The organism is Promicromonospora sp. NPDC019610, from assembly GCF_044389365.1.
GTDB lineage: Bacteria > Actinomycetota > Actinomycetes > Actinomycetales > Cellulomonadaceae > Promicromonospora.
In genome coordinates this window covers 1139512-1156655 of record NZ_JBIRXX010000002.1, presented here as the reverse complement: position 1 = coordinate 1156655, position 17144 = coordinate 1139512, and the positions used below count along the sequence as shown (strand labels likewise).

The following is a 17144-nucleotide window of genomic DNA, read 5'->3' as shown; positions in this document are numbered from 1 at the left end:
GGAGCATCTATGACGACGACGTCGAGCACGAAACGCGCACTGGTCGTGCGCGGAGGGTGGACCGGGCACCAGCCCGTCGAGACCACCGACTCTTTCCTCCCGTTCCTGGCCGAGCATGGCTACGAGGTCCGGGTCGAGGACTCGACCGCCGTGTACGCCGACGCCGACTACCTGGCCGGCGTCGACGTCATCGTGCAGACCGTGACCATGAGCACCATCGAGAACGCCGAGCTGAGCGGCCTGATCGCAGCGGTCGCGGCGGGCACGGGGCTGGCGGGGTGGCACGGCGGCATCGCCGACTCCTACCGCAACAGCTCCGACTACCTGCAGCTCATCGGCGGCCAGTTCGCCACCCACCCGCCCAAGGCGCCGCGCGCGGAGCTGGCGGGGGAGGCTGCCGACAACTTCGTGCGGCACACCATCGACATCGTGCCGGAGCGCGCCGACCACCCGATCGTCGCCGGGCTCGCCGACTTCGAGCTGACGACCGAGCAGTACTGGGTGCTGTCCGACGAGTACAACGACGTGCTGGCCACCACGACGCTCGCCGCGCGCGACTTCGACCCGTGGCACCGGCCCGTCACCTGCCCCGCGATCTGGACCCGGCAGTGGGGCGCGGGCCGCATCTTCGTCTCGACGCCGGGCCACGAGCTCGCCGTCGTCGACCACCCGAACGTCCGCACCGTCATCGAGAGGGGAATCCTGTGGGCCAGCCGCTGAAGGTAGGGATCGTCGGGGTCGGGGCGATCGCCGGCCAGTACCTGTCCACGTTCGAGCGGCTGGACGCCGTCCGCCTGGTCGCCGTGGCCGACCTCGACGCCGACCGCGCGAAGGCGGTGGCCGCCGAGCAGGGTGTCCGCGCCCTGACCGTCGCGGAGCTGACGACGGACCCCGAGGTGGACCTCGTCCTCAACCTCACGATCCCCGCCGCCCACGCCGAGATCGCCCTGCAGGCCATCGCCGGCGGCAAGCACGTGTACGGCGAGAAGCCGCTCGCGGTCACGCCGGCGGAGGCCCGCACGGTGCTGGACGCCGCCCGGGCCGCCGGGGTGCGGGTGGGCTGCGCCCCGGACACCGTGCTCGGGACGGGCCTGCAGACGGCGCGCAAGGCCATCGACGACGGCGCGATCGGCCTTCCGGTCGCCGCGACCGCCACCATGACGACGCCGGGCCACGAGCGCTGGCACCCCAACCCCGACTTCTACTACCAGCCCGGCGGCGGCCCGCTGCTGGACATGGGCCCGTACTACGTGACCGCGCTGGTCACGCTGCTCGGCCCGGTCGAGTCGGTGGTCGGTGCGGCCAGCCACACCCGCGCGACGCGCACCATCGGGTCCGGACCCCGGGCGGGGGAGACGGTGCCGGTGGACGTCGACACGCACGTGACCGGGGTGCTCCGGCACGTCTCGGGCGCGCTCTCGACCCTGGTGATGAGCTTCGACTCCGTCGCCACACGCGCCTCGAACATCGAGGTCCACGGCCAGGCCGGCTCGCTCGTGGTCCCCGACCCCAACCAGTTCGACGGCGACGTCGAGCTGCACGAGCTCGGCGGCTCCTGGCAGACCCTGCCGCCCAGCGCCGGCTACCGGGACGCGGGCCGCGGCTACGGCGTCGCGGACCTGGCGACGACGCCGGCCGGCGTGCCCGCGCGGGCCGACGGCGAGCTCGCCTACCACGTGCTGGAGATCATGACCGCGCTGCTCGCGGCCGCCGACAGCGGCACGACCGTCGCCGTCGAGAGCCGGTGCGAGCGGCCGGCAGCCGTCCCGCTGTCGGACGCGCCGCGCTGACCTGAGGCGTCACGCGCCGTCGGTCGGGCCCTGACCGACCGGGCGTGACGAGCCGGCGACCGCGGAGCTCTCCCGCTCGACCAGCCGGTGCGGCGCGAGCACCCGCGCCGCACCGCTCTCGTCGCCGTCGATCCGCCGCACCAGGGCGTCCATGGCGGCCTGTGCGATGGCGGCCTTGTCGGGCGAGATCGTCGTGAGGCTGGGGGTGCCGTACCGGCCGTCCTCGATGTCGTCGAACCCGACGACTGCCACCTGTTCGGGCACGGCGATCCCCGCCTCGTGCAGGGCGCGCAGCGCGCCGAGGGCGAGCAGGTCGGAGAAGCAGAACAGGGCGTCCGGCAGGGTGCTGCCGCGCAGGAGCGCCCGGGTCGCGTCCGCTCCGCCGCGCCGCGTGAACGTGTCGACGTAGGCGACCTGCGCCGTGGCGTGGGGCGCGGCGCCCATCGCCGCCTCGAACCCGCTCAGCCGGAGCGAGCTCGACGACTTCTTGTCGCGCTGGGCGCCGACCGCGACGACGTGCTGCCGCCCGGCGGACAGCAGGTGCTCGACCGCCTCGCGGGCAGCCACGAAGTTGTCGATGTGCACGTGGTCGAACCCGGGGTGCGGCTCCTCGCCGAGCAGCACGACGGGCCGCTGGGTGCGCGAGGACCGGCTCAGGTCGTCGTCGGTCAGGCTGAGCGGGCTGACGATGAGGCCGTCGAAGACCGCCTTGGTCTCGGCGCGGGCGAGCAGCTCGCGCTCGCGGTCCCGGACCCCGTCGGTCTGCTCGATCATGAGGGTGTACCCGTGGCCCCGGGCGGCCTCGATGAGCTTGCGGGCCAGCTCCGCGAAGTACGGGTTGTCGAGGTCGGGGACCACGAGCCCGGCCATGCCCGTGCGGCCGGAGCGCAGCATCCGGCCGATCTCGCTCGGGCGGTAGTCGAGCTCCTCGATGGCGGCGAGCACGCGCTCCCGCGTCCCGGCCGCGACGTTGACCGTGCCGCTGACCACGTTGGACACGGTGCGGGCCGAGACGCCCGCGAGACGTGCGACGTCCTCGCGTCGACCCACGTCGGCCTCCTCGCGTCCGCACCGAACCGCCGCGCCCGCAGCTGCCGTGTCCGGCCTGCTCAGCGGCGCTGCTATTGCATCGCGGCAAGCCTACTGGATAGTGTGCGGGCCGATCGGCTTGCATCGTGGCAAGGTTCGACCCGTGTCCACGATGTCGGGCCGCTCCGCCAGGAGAGCCACCGCGAGGGGAAGACATGGAAGCGCCGGCCAACGCGCCGCACATCGTCCTGATCATGACCGACCAGCACCGGGCCGACCTGTCCGCCCGGTCGGGGTTCCCGCTGGACACCACCCCGTTCCTCGACGAGCTCGCCGCCCGCGGCACCGACTTCCAGCGGGGCTACACCAGCTCGCCGCTGTGCGTACCGGCCCGCGTGAGCCTGCTGACGGGCCGCTTCCCGTCGGCGCACGGCGTGACCCAGAACAGCACCCCCGGCGCGGCCCGGTTCGACCGGGACCTGCTCGACGTGCTGGGGGAGGCGGGCTACCACCGCATCTTCGCGGGCAAGCCGCACATGCACCGCGGCCCCGACGACTTCGACGCCTACCGGGGCCCGTACTGGCACACCGGGGGGCCTCAGCACACCCCTGGCCACGAGGCGTTCGACCGCTGGCTCGACGAGCTCGACCACGGCGTCGCGCCCGAGCCGACGCCGTTCCCCCTGGAGGACTCCCTCCCGTACCGCATCGTCTCCGACGCGGTCGAGGCAGTCACCGAGGCCGCCCGGCGGTCTGCCGCCCACGGGCCTGACGCCGCCGCACAGCCCACCTTCCTGTGGGTCTCCTTCCCCGAGCCCCACAACCCGTACCAGGTGCCCGAGCCGTACTTCAGCATGTGGGACACCCGCGACATCCCCGAGCGGCTGCACGGCCCGGACGTCGCCACCGCCAAGGGCGGGCACTGGGCCTGGCTCCGGGACCTCGTCGAGACCAAGCGCCCCGGGTACGACGACGAGCGCGCCCGCTACCGCGCCAACTACTGCGGCCAGCTCCGCCTGCTCGACGACCAGGTGCGCCGCCTCATGGAGCACGTCTGGGCCACGCTCGGCGACGACGTGCTGGTCGTGATGGTCAGCGACCACGGTGACTACGTGGCCGAGTACGGGCTCCAGCGCAAGGGCGCCGGCCTGCCCGAGGTGCTGATGCGCATCCCGTTCTTCCTCAGCGGCGGCCCGGTCGCCGCCCGCACCCGACCCGAGCTCGTCTCGATCGTGGACCTCCTGCCCACGCTCGCCGAGCTGGTCGGCGCCCCGATCCCCGACGGCGTCACCGGCCGCAGCCTCGCCCCGCTCCTGCTCGACGGCGAGCGCACCTCGCCGGAGTTCGACGACGTCTACGCCGAGCGCGGCTTCGGCGGCCTCACCTACGGCGCCCACGAACGCCCGCCGCTGCACTTCCCGTACGAGGGCCGCACGTTCGACGAGCTCAACACCGTCACCCAGAGCGGGCGCTCGCGGATGCTGCGTCACGGCGACCTCAAGCTGATCGTGCACAGCGACGGCACCGGCGAGCTGTACGACCTGGCCGCGGACCCGACCGAGGTGCACGACCTCTTCGACGACCCCGCCCATGCCGCCGCCCGGGCCGACCTGCTCTGGCGGATGACGCAGTGGATGCTGCGCGCGCAGGACGAGCTGCCCACGGGCGCCTACACGGCCAAGCGCGCGCCCCACAACTGGGTCTTCGACGCCGTCGCAGGCGACGCAGAGCAGGGAGCCCCCGCATGACCCCCGACCTCACCCGCCGCCAGCTCCTGGGCGTGACGCTCGCGGGCCTCGCGGCGGCGTCCCTCGCGGCGTGCGGCCCGCAGGGCTCCCCGCCCGGCAAGCCCGGCCTGAGCTGGTACGGGGGCGACCCGGTCCACGAGGCCATGCAGGAGCTGGTCCGGCTCTACGGCGCCAAGCACCCCGACGTCGACGTGGTGGCGCAGTTCTCGGCGTTCGACGACTACTGGGACCGGCTCGCCACGCAGACGGCGGGGCGGTCCGCCCCGGACGTGATGCGCATGTCCATGAGCTACCTCGCCGACTACGCCGACCGCGGCGCGCTGACCGACCTGTCGGCCTACCTCGGCAAGGCCGGCACGTCCGGCACCAAGATCCGCATCGACGACATGGCCCCCGACATCGCCGACAGCGCCCGCATCGACGGGACGTACTACGGCATCAGCCAGAGCTCCATCGCCAACGCCGCGTTCGTCAACCGCGACCTGGTGACCGCGCTCGGCGTGCCCGCCGTCGACGAGTCGTGGACCTGGGCCGACTTCGGCACCTGGGCCAAGGAGGTCGGCGCCGCGCGCGACGACGTCTACGGGTCCATGGACCAGGGCGGCAGCCTCCAGCTCTTCGAGTCGTACGTGCGCGAGCACGGCACGGAGATGTTCACTCCGGACGGCTCGAACCTCGCGTTCGACCAGGGCGTGCTCGAGGAGTGGTGGGCCTACTGGGACGACCTGCGCGCCCACCGCGGCGCGCCCCCGGCGGCCGTGTCGGCCGAGGTCGCGGGCTTCGACACCTGGCCGCTCGCCAAGGGCACCACGCCCGTGGGGTTCGGCTGGGTGCAGCAGGTCGCATTCGTGCAGCCGTTCCTCGACGGCCCGCTCGACATCCTGACGCCGCCGACCGCCGGCACGGGCACCTCGGGCCTGTTCGTCAAGTGCCTCGACTTCTGGTCCATCGCCTCGACGAGCTCCCAGCCCGACGAGGCCGCCCGGATCATCGACTTCCTCGTGAACGACGACGACGCGATCCGGACCCTCGGCATCGTGCTCGGGGTGCCGCCGTCGCAGCGCGCGATCGGCCTGCTGGACCTGGACGCCGGGTCCGCGGAGCAGCGCGCCGTCGACTACGTGGGCCGCATCGCCGACGTCGTCCCGCCCGCGCCCCCGGCGTGGCCGCTCGGCTACAACGAGCTGCTCACCCTGTTCACCAAGCTCGGGCAAGACGTCGGCTTCGGCGAGGCGGGCGTGTCCGAGGCCGCCACGGAGTTCTTCGAGCAGTCCGCGCGGGTGCTGCGATGAACGCGCTCGGCGAGCTGCGCACCCTGCGCACGCAGGAGAAGTCCCAGGTGCTGAGCGAGGCAGCACGCAAGGAGGAGCGCGCCGCCTACCTCTTCCTGGTGCCGTGGCTCGCGGGCCTCGTGCTCATCACGGCCGGGCCCATGGTGGCATCGCTCTACGTCTCGCTCACGGACTACAACCTGCTCCAGCCACCCGAGTTCCTCGGCCTGGCCAACTACGTGCAGATGCTCGACGACGAACGGCTGCTCAACTCGCTGGGCGTCACGTTCGTCTACGTGTTCGTCTCCGTGCCGCTGCAGCTCGCCGCCGCCCTGGGCATCGCGGTGGTGCTCAACCAGGGGATGCGCGGCCTGGCCTTCTACCGGTCCGTGTACTACCTGCCCTCGCTGCTGGGCGGGTCGGTCGCCGTCGCCGTGCTGTGGCGACGGCTGTTCGGCGCGGACGGCCTGGTCAACCAGGGGCTCGCGCTGCTCGGCGTGCACGACGCCCCCGCCTGGGTGGCCGACCCCGACACCGCGCTCGGCACGCTCGTGGTGCTCAACGTCTGGACCTTCGGCGCCCCGATGGTCATCTTCCTGGCCGGCCTGCGACAGGTGCCCGTCTCGCTCTACGAGGCGGCGGCCGTGGACGGCGCCGGGCGCTGGGCGCGGTTCGCCCGGATCACGCTGCCGATGATCACGCCGATCATCTTCTTCAACGTGGTGCTGCAGATCATCCACGCGTTCCAGGCGTTCACGCAGGCCTTCATCGTGTCCGGCGGCACCGGTGGCCCCTCCGACGCGACCATGTTCTTCACGCTGTACCTCTACCAGACGGGCTTCGGCAACTTCCAGATGGGGTACGCGTCCGCCATGGCCTGGGTGCTGCTGGTGATCGTCGCCGCCTTCACCGCCATCAACTTCCTCGCCTCACGATTCTGGGTGTTCTATGACGACTGACGCGCTCAAGACCGCGAGCAAGCACCTCGTCGTCATCCTGATCGGGCTGGCGATGACCTACCCGCTGGCCTGGATGCTGGTCAGCGCGGTCCGCGACGAGCCGGACATCTTCACGTCGCCCGGCCTGTGGCCGGCGGGCGACGACTTCGCCAACTTCGTCGAGGGCTGGGACAGCGCCGGGCTGCCGTTCAGCCGGTACCTGGTCAACTCCAGCCTCATCGCCCTGGGCGCCATCGTCGGCAACCTGGTCTCCTGCTCGATGGCGGCCTACGCGTTCGCCCGCCTGCGGTTCCGCGGACGGCGCGTGTTCTTCGGCGTCATGCTGCTCACGATCATGCTGCCGATCCACGTCGTGATCGTGCCGCAGTACGTGATCTTCTCCCAGCTCGGCTGGGTCAACACGTTCTGGCCGCTCATCGTGCCCAAGCTGCTGGCCACGGACGCGTTCTTCGTGTTCCTCATGGTGCAGTTCATCCGCGGCATCCCGCGCGAGCTCGACGAGGCCGCGCGGATCGACGGCGCCGGGTTCTTCCGGATCTACGCCCAGATCCTGCTGCCGCTCATGCGCCCGGCGCTGGTGACCACCACGATCTTCACGTTCATCTGGACCTGGAACGACTTCTTCACCCAGCTGATCTACCTCACCGACCCGGCGATGTTCAGCACGTCGGTCGCGCTGCGCTCGCTGGTCGACTCGACGAGCGCCAGCAGCTGGGGGCCGCTGTTCGCGATGTCGGTCGTGAGCCTGGTCCCGGTGTTCGTGGTGTTCCTCGTGGGGCAGAGGTACATCGTCCAGGGGATCGCGACGACCGGCGGCAAGTAGTCCGACGGCGTCCGGGCGAGCCGCCTTCCGGACGGGCCGCCTTCCGGACGAGCGGAGCGGCCCGGGCCCACAGGACGTGGGCCCGGGCCGCCCCGGCGGTCAAACGGGTCAGAACCCGGAGTTGCCCCCGAGCCGGTTGAGCACGAAGCCCATGTCGTTCAGCAGCCCCGCCGTCCCGGAGCCGGACACGGTCGTGTTCGCGAACGTGGCGCTGCCCGCGGCGTGCAGCTCGATGCCGTAGGTGCCCGAGCCGGTGACGCTCACCCGGTCGAGGCTGACCTGCTGGATCGACTTCTGCCACGACATCAGCACCCCCGCGTAGGTGCTGTCCTGGATGGTCAGGTCGCGGATCACGATCGGCGCGTCGATGGCGTGCACGTCGGCGTAGACCCACAGCGCGCCCAGCTCGGCCGGCCAGTTGGGCTCCCGGCTGCCCGTGCGGGTCAGCGTGTTGCGGGCCACCGTCGTCGTGCCCGTGAACGGGACGCCGAACCGGGTGCTGACCGCGATGCCCGCGGCCGCGTTGACGGTGTCGGCCACGAGGTTGTCCTCGACGCGGTTGCCGCCCCCGCCGCCGTACACGGCCAGGCCGTTGGCCAGCGCCGGGGCCTGCACGGTGTTGAAGGAGAACACGCTGCCGCTGACGGCGGCGCCGTCCGACCACGTGGCCAGCGAGTCGTCGCCGGTGTTGCGGAACGTCGACTGGGTCACCTGCGCGTTGGTCACGCCCGAGCGCAGGTTCACACCGTCGGCGTACGTGTCGCGCACCCGCAGCCCGACCGCCAGCAGGTCCCGGGAACCGGGCCGCACCCACAGCCCCACCTTGGTGTGCTGCACCCAGATGTTCTGCAGCAGGGAGTCCCCCGTGAAGTCGCCCTCGATCGCGGCCTGCCCCTCGGCGTCCTCGCGCACGGTGGCGGAGCCGAAGATCGCGACGTCCGCGATGGTCACCCCGCCGCCCGTCGCGTAGAAGCCGCCCGCCCGGCCCGTGCCCACGATCACCGAGTGCCACGGGCCGGCGCCGAGCACGGTCACGCCCGCGACCCGGATCGCGTCGTTCACGTGGAAGGTCCCGGCCGGGATCCAGACCGGCACGCCCGCGGCCTTGGCCGCGGCCACGGCCGCCGTGATCGCCGCGGTGTCGTCGCCCCCGCCCGACGTCGCGCCGTGCGCCGTGATCGGGACGGCGCCCGACGGCGCGGTGAGCGCCGGGGCGACGCGCTCGGCCTCGACGAGGTCGAGGTCGATGTGCGCGACCGCGCCCGAGTCCTTCTGGAGCCGGAGCACCGTGCCGGCCGGCTGCTCCGGGATCTCGAACCGCAGCTCGTCATAGAACCGGTGCGCGCCGCCCAGCGCCGGGTCGTTGTGGAACGGGTACTCGCCGTACTGCCAGGAGTGCGCCGAGGTGAGCGTCACGTCCTTGAGCTTGGTCCCGTTCGCGTACACCGCCAGGGGCGACGTCTGCCCGGTGCCGGCCGCGTCGTCGGGGATCGAGTAGCGCAGCACCAGGCCGCTCGCCGGGGCGGTCAGGGTCAGGTCCACCTGCTCGCCGACGGCGTCCAGCCGGACGGCGCTGCGGCCGCTCGACTCCGCCTGCACCGTGCCGTAGGTGCGCGACGGCGTGAGCCTGGTGCCCGTCGTCGTCCCCGCCTCGGCCTCGTACTGCGTGTACGACGTCGAAGCGCCGCGCGCCGCGAGGTCCGTCTCGCCGGACACCGCGAGGCTGTCGACCAGCACGTCGGCCCCCGACCCCGCCGCCCGCAGGCCCACCGTGTTGACGCCCGCCCGCACCGGGACGCTCGCCGTCACGGTGCGCCAGCCGCTGCCCGCGGCGAAGGCCACCTGGCCGGTGACCCGGCCGTTGACCAGCAGGTCGAGGGTGCGCGCGCCCGCGGGGGTCGCGAACCGGATCGTCGCCGTCGCCGTGCCCGCCGAACCGGCCTGGACCGTGCGCAGCACGCGCGCGCCCGCCGCCGTGAAGCCGCCCACGTAGCCCGCGCCCGTGAAGCCGGCCGTGGCGCTCGCGACGGCGGCGTTCCCGGAGCGGTAGGCGTTCTCGGCCTCGCCCGGTCCCGCGGGCTGCGGCGGCACGTTCGTACCGACGTCGAGCTTGTCGAGGTTCGCGTTGCCGTTGTCGCCCGAGGCGTAGGCCAGCCGCAGGTCGTGGTTGCCCGCGCTCAGCGTCGCGGTGTGGGTCACGGTGCCCCAGGTGTCCCAGCTCGCGGTCGCGGGCAGGGAGAGCTGCGTGAGCCTCGTGCCGCCGTCGTAGAGGGACAGCGTGCGCCCCGAGCCGGTGCCGTTGGCGTACCGGATCGTCAGGTCCTTGGCGCCGGCCGTCGCGACCTGCACCTTGAACGTGACCGACGCCGAGCCGGCGTTGCCGTCCGTGAACCCGCCCACGAACCCGGTGCCGGAGAAGCCGGTGTGGTCCGTGGCGGTCACGGCGCCGCCGGCGAGGGTCGCCGCCTCCGCCTCGAACGTCGGACCGGGGCCGTAGTCGGCGCCGGTGGAGCCACCCGAGTCGCTGACGTCGAGGGCGTCGAGGTTCACGTTGCCGGAGTCGGCGGAGCCGAACCGGTAGGCGACCGAGTGACTGCCCGCGTTCAGCGTGACGACGGTGCTCTGCGTGGCCCAGGTGGACCAGCCCGCCGTGGCCGGGAGCGTGACCTGCTGGGCGGCGCCGTCCACCAGGAGCGTGAGGGTCTTGGCCGCGCCCGTGCCGTTGGCGTAGCGCAGGGCCAGCGTGTGCGGGCCGGACGCCGCCGCGGTGACCGCGAACGTCGTCGTCGCGGCGCCCTTGTTGCCGTCGGTGTAGCCGCCCACGAACCCGGAGCCGGTGTACCCGGCGTGCTCCGCGGCGACGGCGGCGCCGCCGGTCAGGGCGGCCTGCTCCGCTTGGTAGCGGGTGGTCGCGGCGCCCGCCGGGACCGCGGTCGCGGTCACGAGGGCGGAGCCGGCGACCGCGAGGGCTGCCAGCAGGGCCAGGCGTCTGCGCCAGGCGGGGGACGTGCGGGTGTCAGTTCTGCGCGGCATGAGATCTCCTTCGACCGGGATGCGCACGTGCTGTGTCGTCCATGAACAGCAAGGTTTAGCGGTAAACTTCGTGAGACGGTACGGGCATGCCGACCGTCCGGTCAAGAGCGACCTAGGATGCGGCTGGAGCCGGAGGCCGACGGGGGAGGTGCGCGTGACCACGCGACTGAGCGACATCGCCGACGAGGCCGGCGTCAGCGTCATGACCGTCTCGAACGTGATGAACGGCAAGCGCGCCCGCGTCTCGCCCGCCACCATCGAGCGGGTCCTCGGCATCGCCGCCCGGCTCGGCTACGTGCCCAACATCCCGGCCCGCAGCCTCGCGGCGAACAGCTCGCACATCGTGGCGGCGCTCGTGCCGGTGGGGGAGAACAACAGCCTGCTGGTCAGTCCGCACACGGTGGCCGTCGTCGGCGGCATGGAGACCCACCTGCGCCATCGCGGCTACCACGTGCTGCTGCGCGGCATCGAGCACGAGGACCAGGTGGCCCAGACCGTGCGCGGCTGGTCGCTCGACGGTGTGGTGCTGGTCGAGTTCCCGGACGAGCAGATCGACCGGCTCCGGGTCGACGCCGTGCCGGTCGTCGCCATCGACAGCTACTCCGCGAACCCGCGCACCATCGGCGTGCGCAGCGACGACCACGCGGGCGGCCGCCTGGCCGGCGCGCGCCTGGCCGACGCCGGGCACCGGCACGTGCTGTTCGCCGGGCCGCCCTACCAGGGCCTCGGCGTGGTCGGCCAGCGGTGGGCGGGCTTCCGCGAGGCCTGCCTGGCGGCGGGCCTCGACCCGCGGCACGTCCACGCCGTGGAGGTGCTCACCTCGTTCGAGGACGGCCGCCGCCTCGGCCTCCGGCTGCGCCGCGACCACCCCGGGGTGACAGCGGTGTTCGCCACGGCTGACCATCTCGCGGTCGGCATCATGGCGGGCATCGTCGAGGCGGGCGGGTCGGTGCCCGGGGACGTGTCGGTGATCGGGTTCGACGACCTCGACTTCGCCCGGTACACGACCCCGGGCCTCACCACGGTCGCGCAGGACATGGCGGCCAAGGTCGCCGAGGCCTCCCGCATCATCCTGGAGGAGATCGAGCCCGGGAAGGTCGAGCGCGGGGTCGAACCCGCGAAGACCGGCCAGAGCCGGGGCCCCCGCGAGCCCGTCTCGCTCGACGTGCACCTGGTCGAGCGGGGTTCGGTCGGGCCGCCCCGGGGGTGACGCCGCCGTCGTCCGACGACGTTCCCCGGGGAGATCGTCGAGCTCGTCCTCCCGGGGCCTGATGCGGTGGGCGTCGAGGCCTTCGCCGAGGGGCGGGGATGCGGTGGTCGACGTGCGGCTGGCCGAGGTCGTTCCTGCGGGCTCGAGCGACTGAGGCCTTCTGGCAACGCCTACTCCGCCGAGGGGGTAACGCTGAGCAAACATTGCTAGCTCAGCGTTACCCCCTCAGGGGCGTAAGCGTTGCCCCGAGGGGCCGGTCCCATGCAGCGCCGCGCGCTCCGGGCCGCTCGAGAAGTGGTAACCCACCGGTTACCGTCGGCGGGTGGACGTCTTCGGGGCGCGAGCGGCGCTACGCCCTCGATCCCGCACCGCTCGCCGAGGTGAGGGAGCTGCTGGCGGCGCTCGCCGCGAGCCCGGCGCGGGCGCCGATCACGGCCGGCCACCTCGACGCGCTGGACACCGAGGTGCCGGATACGAGCGCGAAGGAGCAGAGCGCATGAACCTGACCGGAACCCTGGAGGACGGCGGCCGGACCCTGGTGCTGGTGCGCCGGTTCGGCGTGCCGATCGACGACGTGTGGGCCGGCGTCACCGAGTCGGAGCGACTGGCCCGGTGGTTCGGCACCTGGACCGGCGACCCGTCGTCGGGCCGCGTGCTGGTGACCATGAACGCGGGGGCCGAGCCCGGGGCTCCGGCCGAGTTCCGCGTCGACGCGTGCGAGCCCCCGCGCCTGCTGGCGGTGAGCGCGGAGGACGAGTTCGGGAACTGGCGGCTCAGTGCCGAGCTCGCGGAGGTCGACGGCGGAACCACGCTGACCCTGCGGCAGCGAGAGCTCGACCCGAAGATGCTGCCCGAGACGGGGCCGGGCTGGGAGTGGTACCTGGACCGGCTGGTCGCCGCCGTCGAGGGCGGCGAGCCGCCGACGCTCGCCGGCTTCGACGCCGACTACCTGCCGATGGGCCCGGGATATGCCGCGCTCGTGCAGGGCGGCGCGGTTGACGACTCCTGACCTGTCCCGCCGCGCCCGTCTGGCCGCCCACGGCGTCGTGTCCGGGGCCTTGTCGGGGTGCAGCGACCGCGCGCTGCGCGAGCTCGTGGACGCCGGCACACCGATTGGTTCTGGCATCGGCGGCGCGACGGTGCTGCTGGACGTCGGGGACACCCCGGTCTTCGTCAAGCAGGTGCGACTCACCGACCTCGAGCGGCGTCCGGAGAACGTCGGCTCGACGGCGAACCTGTTCGAGCTGCCGGACTTCTGCCACTACGGCGTCGGCATCATCGGCAGCCCGGGGTTCGGCGCCTGGCGGGAGCTGGCCGCGCAGGTCATGACGACGGACTGGGTGCTCGCCGGGGAGTACGAGAGCTTCCCCCTGATGTACCACTGGCGGGAGCTGCCCGACGCCGGCCACCCGCTCCCCGAGGAGCTCGCCGACGTCGACCACGCCGTCGCCTACTGGGGCGGCGGGCCCGAGATCCGGCGCCGGATCGAGGCCGTGCAACAGTCCTCGGCGAGCCTCGTGCTGTTCCTGGAGTACATCCCGCAGAACCTGCACGACTGGCTCGACGTCCAGGTCAGGGCCGGGGACGAGGCCGCCGAGCGGGCCTGCGCCCTGGTGGAGGGCGAGCTGGCGGCCGGCATCTCGTTCATGAACGCCCGCGGGCTGCTGCACTTCGACGCCCACTTCCAGAACATCCTGACCGACGGCGACCGGCTCTACTTCGCCGACTACGGCCTCGCGATCTCCGACTGCTTCGAGCTCACCCCGGACGAGTCGGCCTTCTTCGACGAGCACCAGGACTACGACCGGTACTACGCCGCCACGCACCTGGTGAACTGGCTCGCCGTCGCGCTGTACGGGTTCGGACCGGAGGAGCGCAGGGCGTTCGTCCGTGCGTGCGCCGAGGGGGTGCCGCCGGAGGGAGCCCCGGCGGCGCTCGCGGCGGCGCTGCTCCGGCACGGGCCGGTCGCCGCGGTGGTCGGGGACTTCTACCGTGCGTTCCAGCGGGAGAGCCGGGAGACGCCGTACCCGCTGGAGGCGGTCCGCCGGATCGGGCGCCGCGGGCGGGCGGGGTAGGCCCGACTCACCAGTGGGTCGGACCGGACCCGTCGTCGCGGTGGGCGAGTGTGGCGAGCGCGTCCTTCCAGTGCCCCTCGGAGGCGGTCGCGTGCTGCGCGGTGTCGATGTTCTCCTGGGTCACGGTGACGCGCGTGCCGCCGTCGTCGGGCGTGAGCTCGATCCGGATCTCGTGGTAGTTCTCGGGGACGTCCGGGAGGCCGCTCAATGGCGCGAAGTGCGTGAAGTGCAGCAGGCGTGGGCGGTCGACGGCGATGACGGTGCCCTTGTCGGCGAAGACCCGCCCGAAGAAGTGACCCTCGAAGACGATCGGGCTGCCCGGCCGGTAGTCCGTCTCGACGTTGGCGCCCAGCATCCACCGCGCCCCGGGATGGGTGAGCTCGGCCCAGACCCGCTCAGGTGGCTCGGCGATGTGGGTGGTCGCCGTGGCGGTGTGACGCGGGGTCTCGATGCTCATCGCTGTCCTCCGTGGTGGTTCTCGGATCTGACCGTAGCGTGTCGGCCGGCATCCCTATCGTGCCCGGTAATCGGCGGGGCGCATGACGACGGCGGGCTGCGTGTGGCACGGGCTTCCGTTCACCGCGTGTGCGGGGACATCCCGCTGTAGCGCTCGAACTCCGCGACGACCTCGTCGGAGGGTGCGTCGAGGTCATCGGCACCGACCCTGATCGGTGTGCCGAACCGCTTGCCCTGGCCGAAGGTGTCGTTCTCGTACTCGCTACGCACCTCCGGCGCGAGGCGGCGCAGCATCGCCTCGGGGTGCTCGACGTGGACGAGGATCAAGAGCTCGTCGACCCGGGACGGGCCGATGTAGTCGGGATGGTCCTCCGGGACGTCGTCGTCGTAGACCTCGTCGTGGTGGAAGACCTCCCAGGAGGTGACGTCGTCCCATCTGACCCGCAGGTCGCCCCATGTGGTGAACCCCTGGTCGTCGAGTACGAGCGCGGGAGCCCCTTCCGCCGGCCTTCGCCGTTGCCGCCAAGAGGCCACCGGTGCGGCGATGCTGATCGTGATGAGAAGGGCGGCCACGACATACGCCATGACGCGCTGGACCGGCAACAGCGACATGGGGCCCGAGGTATCGAGCGAGGCCCAGATCGCGACCCCGACGCCGATTACGAGGAAGGCCGAGCAGATGGCGGCAGCGCGCGCCGGGTGGGGCGGTACGGGACGGGCCAGGTGGAACTCGCGGGGTGACGGCACAGGCCGAAGATAGCGCTCTGGTGTGGGCGTCACCTAGATGCGAGAAGTAGTCTCGCGCGGTGAACCAGAGCGAGGCCGATACGCGGCTCGACGCGATCATGACGGCCGCGGCCCGGCAGGTTTTGGAACCGGGCAGCGACGCCTACGAGATCGGTGTCGAGGCGTGCGGGCTGATCCTCGACGAGGTGATCGATACGGCTGAACACGGCGGAGTCGCGTACGCCGTGTGGGCGGAACTGACCGACGTCGCCTCGTCGCCCTGGACGGGCGCGCACGCGTGGTGCGTCGCGCTGACCGAGCTTGCGTCCGGGGAATGGCTGAGCGTCGACACGGCCGACGGCGTGGCCGTGGCGCGTTACTTCGAGGGCTGGCAGGACCCGATGCTGCTGACCACTCGGCTCTTCGAGGACGATGTGTCCGGAGGTTGGCGGACCGAGTACTTCTCGTACCTGGAGCGGGTGCTCGGGGACACGCTCCGCGACCTTGCTGGCCGGATCAGGCCCGTGGACCACGAGACCTCGGCGAGCTACGTGGAGCACGCGGAGTACGGCTTGGCGGTGGAGCACCTTGCTTACGCGGTGAGCGAGTTCGAGGTCTTGGTCACGGACGAGCAGCGGCACCGGCTGACGCGCTTGGCCCGATTGGTGGGCAGCGACACAGCGTTGCGCGACCTTTCCCGGTAGCCGAAGTAGGGGGAGGGCGGCAACACCCCGGCCGATTCAGGCGCATCCATTACGCCGGTCACGCTGTTAGTTGTTGAGCGCTTGCGGGTCTTGCGCTGATCCGTCCCGGTTCTTCTCGACCGCCCCGCTGTTGCGGAGGAAGACGATGATCCAGCTGAAGATGAGGATGGCCGCGACCAGCTCGACGGCGGTCAGGTTGTAGTAGCCGGTGATGAAGAAGACCGCCAGGACCACGATGACCGCGACGTACGTGTAGCCGAGCAGGACGAACACCCGGGGCATCGACGGGAGCAGGCGGCGAAGGCTCACGACGAGCGTGATGTACACGACGACCATTCCGGTGGCGGCCGTGTTGTGCACGGCCAGGAACTCGTCGACGGGGAAGATCCCCACGCAGGCCAGGAGAATGCCGATCAGCACGAGCGCCGTCCGGACCCGGCTGCGACCCCGCGCCTCGGCGGGCGTCGAGTGCGGGAGGTACGCGGTCGCGTAGTGCGCGATGGTCGTGACCATGACGCCGGCGACGATGAGGGTCAGGTTGAACGCCATGGCGGAGATGTCGTCGGTCATCCCGAGGGCGCTGAGATTCTCCTGCCACCACAACGGGTCGGTGGCGCTGAGCATGCTGGCGAAGGCGCCCACGGTGAGGAAGACCGCCAGGACGAGCGAGAGCGTCATCGGGGTGAGGTTCACGGCGGACAGGAACGTCAGGTAGGTCGTCACGGCCAGGGCCACACCCGCGAGCACGGCGGCCGACGTCGGATAGGCGGTCGCTCCGACGAAGCTCCTGCTCACGATCGACGCGAGCCCGATCCACCCCAGCAGCGCGATGACGGCGTGCGCCAGTGCCAGGGCCGCGACGTCGAACCAGCGCAGGCGTGGACGCTCCCTGTCGTCGGCTGCTTCGCGCCGGACCTGGCCGCGCCGTGAGACACATCCGAACAGGACGGCGGCGATCGCGACGAGCGCTCCGCCGACGGCGGCGAAGTCGCCGATCGAGCCGCGTCCGGAGATCGGCACGTCGCGACCCTGGAACACGATGAACCCGACGAGCACCCCCAGCACGAAGGCGACCGCGCCCGCGAGCAGCGCCGACGACTCGCGCGACTCCGTGGTGTCGGCGGGGCGGCGGAAGATGCGGTTGATCGGTGTCGGTTCACTCATGGTGGTTCTCCTGCCTCGTCGCCGCTGGGCCCGGGACCAACATGCTTGAGGGGCGCCGCATCGCTATCACCCGAACAGGATGATCCGTCGGCATCGATTGCACCTGACCAGCCGACGAGGGAAGACCATGGAAGGCCCTGGGGAGAGCGGCATAAC

The 17144-nt window shown here is 72.1% G+C and carries 15 protein-coding genes; 10 read left to right on the top strand and 5 right to left on the bottom strand.

Going from position 1 to position 17144, the window contains the following annotated elements:
* Nucleotides 1-9: 9 nt before the first annotated feature.
* Both ACH45N_RS16815 and ACH45N_RS16810 read left to right on the top strand, forming a co-directional pair.
* Nucleotides 10-720: a ThuA domain-containing protein gene (locus ACH45N_RS16815; RefSeq protein ID WP_397395841.1), complete on the top strand. Its 711-nt coding sequence runs from the start codon at nucleotides 10-12 to the stop codon at nucleotides 718-720.
* Nucleotides 705-1790, top strand: coding sequence for a Gfo/Idh/MocA family protein (locus ACH45N_RS16810; protein ID WP_397395839.1), 1086 nt, complete (start codon nucleotides 705-707; stop codon nucleotides 1788-1790). The genes ACH45N_RS16815 and ACH45N_RS16810 overlap by 16 nt, the downstream gene beginning before the upstream one ends.
* Nucleotides 1791-1799: 9 nt before the next feature.
* Here ACH45N_RS16810 and ACH45N_RS16805 read toward each other — a convergent pair whose 3' ends face one another.
* Nucleotides 1800-2840 (bottom strand): LacI family DNA-binding transcriptional regulator, encoded by a 1041-nt coding sequence (locus ACH45N_RS16805; protein ID WP_397395837.1) that lies wholly within the window; start codon nucleotides 2838-2840, stop codon nucleotides 1800-1802.
* Between the two features lie 194 nt (nucleotides 2841-3034).
* Between ACH45N_RS16805 and ACH45N_RS16800 the strand changes: the two genes are divergently transcribed.
* From ACH45N_RS16800 to ACH45N_RS16785, 4 genes are read left to right on the top strand one after another with little or no spacing between them, the layout of a single operon-like run.
* Nucleotides 3035-4567, top strand: coding sequence for a sulfatase-like hydrolase/transferase (locus ACH45N_RS16800; RefSeq protein ID WP_397395835.1), 1533 nt, complete (start codon nucleotides 3035-3037; stop codon nucleotides 4565-4567).
* A complete protein-coding gene (locus tag ACH45N_RS16795; protein WP_397395833.1) occupies nucleotides 4564-5859 on the top strand; it encodes an ABC transporter substrate-binding protein in 1296 nt (431 codons plus the stop codon). The genes ACH45N_RS16800 and ACH45N_RS16795 overlap by 4 nt, the downstream gene beginning before the upstream one ends.
* Nucleotides 5856-6797: a carbohydrate ABC transporter permease gene (locus ACH45N_RS16790; protein WP_397395831.1), complete on the top strand. Its 942-nt coding sequence runs from the start codon at nucleotides 5856-5858 to the stop codon at nucleotides 6795-6797. The genes ACH45N_RS16795 and ACH45N_RS16790 overlap by 4 nt, the downstream gene beginning before the upstream one ends.
* Nucleotides 6787-7620, top strand: a complete 834-nt coding sequence (locus ACH45N_RS16785; RefSeq protein WP_397395829.1) for a carbohydrate ABC transporter permease — start codon at nucleotides 6787-6789, stop codon at nucleotides 7618-7620. The genes ACH45N_RS16790 and ACH45N_RS16785 overlap by 11 nt, the downstream gene beginning before the upstream one ends.
* A 108-nt stretch (nucleotides 7621-7728) precedes the next feature.
* Here the strand turns inward: ACH45N_RS16785 and ACH45N_RS16780 are convergent, their stop codons facing one another.
* A complete protein-coding gene (locus ACH45N_RS16780) occupies nucleotides 7729-10653 on the bottom strand; it encodes a CBM35 domain-containing protein (protein WP_397395827.1) in 2925 nt (974 codons plus the stop codon).
* Nucleotides 10654-10807: 154 nt separating this feature from the next.
* Here ACH45N_RS16780 and ACH45N_RS16775 point away from each other — a divergent pair, with 154 nt between their 5' ends.
* The 3 genes from ACH45N_RS16775 to ACH45N_RS16765 all read left to right on the top strand — a co-directional run bounded on the left by ACH45N_RS16775 (nucleotide 10808) and on the right by ACH45N_RS16765 (nucleotide 13938).
* On the top strand, nucleotides 10808-11863 hold the full coding sequence (locus tag ACH45N_RS16775; protein ID WP_397395825.1) for a LacI family DNA-binding transcriptional regulator: 1056 nt from the start codon (nucleotides 10808-10810) through the stop codon (nucleotides 11861-11863).
* A 496-nt stretch (nucleotides 11864-12359) separates the two neighbouring features.
* Nucleotides 12360-12872 (top strand): SRPBCC family protein, encoded by a 513-nt coding sequence (locus tag ACH45N_RS16770; protein ID WP_397395823.1) that lies wholly within the window; start codon nucleotides 12360-12362, stop codon nucleotides 12870-12872.
* Nucleotides 12859-13938 carry a protein kinase family protein gene (locus ACH45N_RS16765; RefSeq protein ID WP_397395821.1) on the top strand — a complete coding sequence of 360 codons (1080 nt, stop codon included), beginning with the start codon at nucleotides 12859-12861 and terminating at the stop codon, nucleotides 13936-13938. The genes ACH45N_RS16770 and ACH45N_RS16765 overlap by 14 nt, the downstream gene beginning before the upstream one ends.
* Nucleotides 13939-13945: 7 nt before the next feature.
* Here ACH45N_RS16765 and ACH45N_RS16760 read toward each other — a convergent pair whose 3' ends face one another.
* Both ACH45N_RS16760 and ACH45N_RS16755 read right to left on the bottom strand, forming a co-directional pair.
* On the bottom strand, nucleotides 13946-14395 hold the full coding sequence (locus tag ACH45N_RS16760) for an SRPBCC domain-containing protein (protein WP_397395819.1): 450 nt from the start codon (nucleotides 14393-14395) through the stop codon (nucleotides 13946-13948).
* A 119-nt stretch (nucleotides 14396-14514) separates the two neighbouring features.
* Nucleotides 14515-15141, bottom strand: a complete 627-nt coding sequence (locus ACH45N_RS16755; RefSeq protein ID WP_397395817.1) for a hypothetical protein — start codon at nucleotides 15139-15141, stop codon at nucleotides 14515-14517.
* Nucleotides 15142-15200: 59 nt separating this feature from the next.
* Here ACH45N_RS16755 and ACH45N_RS16750 point away from each other — a divergent pair, with 59 nt between their 5' ends.
* Nucleotides 15201-15824, top strand: a complete 624-nt coding sequence (locus ACH45N_RS16750) for a hypothetical protein (protein ID WP_397395815.1) — start codon at nucleotides 15201-15203, stop codon at nucleotides 15822-15824.
* Nucleotides 15825-15890: 66 nt separating this feature from the next.
* Here the strand turns inward: ACH45N_RS16750 and ACH45N_RS16745 are convergent, their stop codons facing one another.
* Nucleotides 15891-16988, bottom strand: a complete 1098-nt coding sequence (locus ACH45N_RS16745; RefSeq protein ID WP_397395813.1) for a hypothetical protein — start codon at nucleotides 16986-16988, stop codon at nucleotides 15891-15893.
* Nucleotides 16989-17144 lie beyond the last annotated feature (156 nt).

Excerpts from the sequence above, each read along its gene's own strand:
- ACH45N_RS16780 (WP_397395827.1), bottom strand. The coding sequence starts at position 10,653 with ATGCCGCGCAGAACTGACACCCGCACGTCCCCCGCCTGGCGCAGACGC.
- ACH45N_RS16790 (WP_397395831.1), top strand. The coding sequence starts at position 5,856 with ATGAACGCGCTCGGCGAGCTGCGCACCCTGCGCACGCAGGAGAAGTCC.
- ACH45N_RS16760 (WP_397395819.1), bottom strand. The coding sequence starts at position 14,395 with ATGAGCATCGAGACCCCGCGTCACACCGCCACGGCGACCACCCACATC.
- ACH45N_RS16815 (WP_397395841.1), top strand. The coding sequence starts at position 10 with ATGACGACGACGTCGAGCACGAAACGCGCACTGGTCGTGCGCGGAGGG.
- ACH45N_RS16785 (WP_397395829.1), top strand. The coding sequence starts at position 6,787 with ATGACGACTGACGCGCTCAAGACCGCGAGCAAGCACCTCGTCGTCATC.
- ACH45N_RS16770 (WP_397395823.1), top strand. The coding sequence starts at position 12,360 with ATGAACCTGACCGGAACCCTGGAGGACGGCGGCCGGACCCTGGTGCTG.
- ACH45N_RS16745 (WP_397395813.1), bottom strand. The coding sequence starts at position 16,988 with ATGAGTGAACCGACACCGATCAACCGCATCTTCCGCCGCCCCGCCGAC.
- ACH45N_RS16800 (WP_397395835.1), top strand. The coding sequence starts at position 3,035 with ATGGAAGCGCCGGCCAACGCGCCGCACATCGTCCTGATCATGACCGAC.
- ACH45N_RS16795 (WP_397395833.1), top strand. The coding sequence starts at position 4,564 with ATGACCCCCGACCTCACCCGCCGCCAGCTCCTGGGCGTGACGCTCGCG.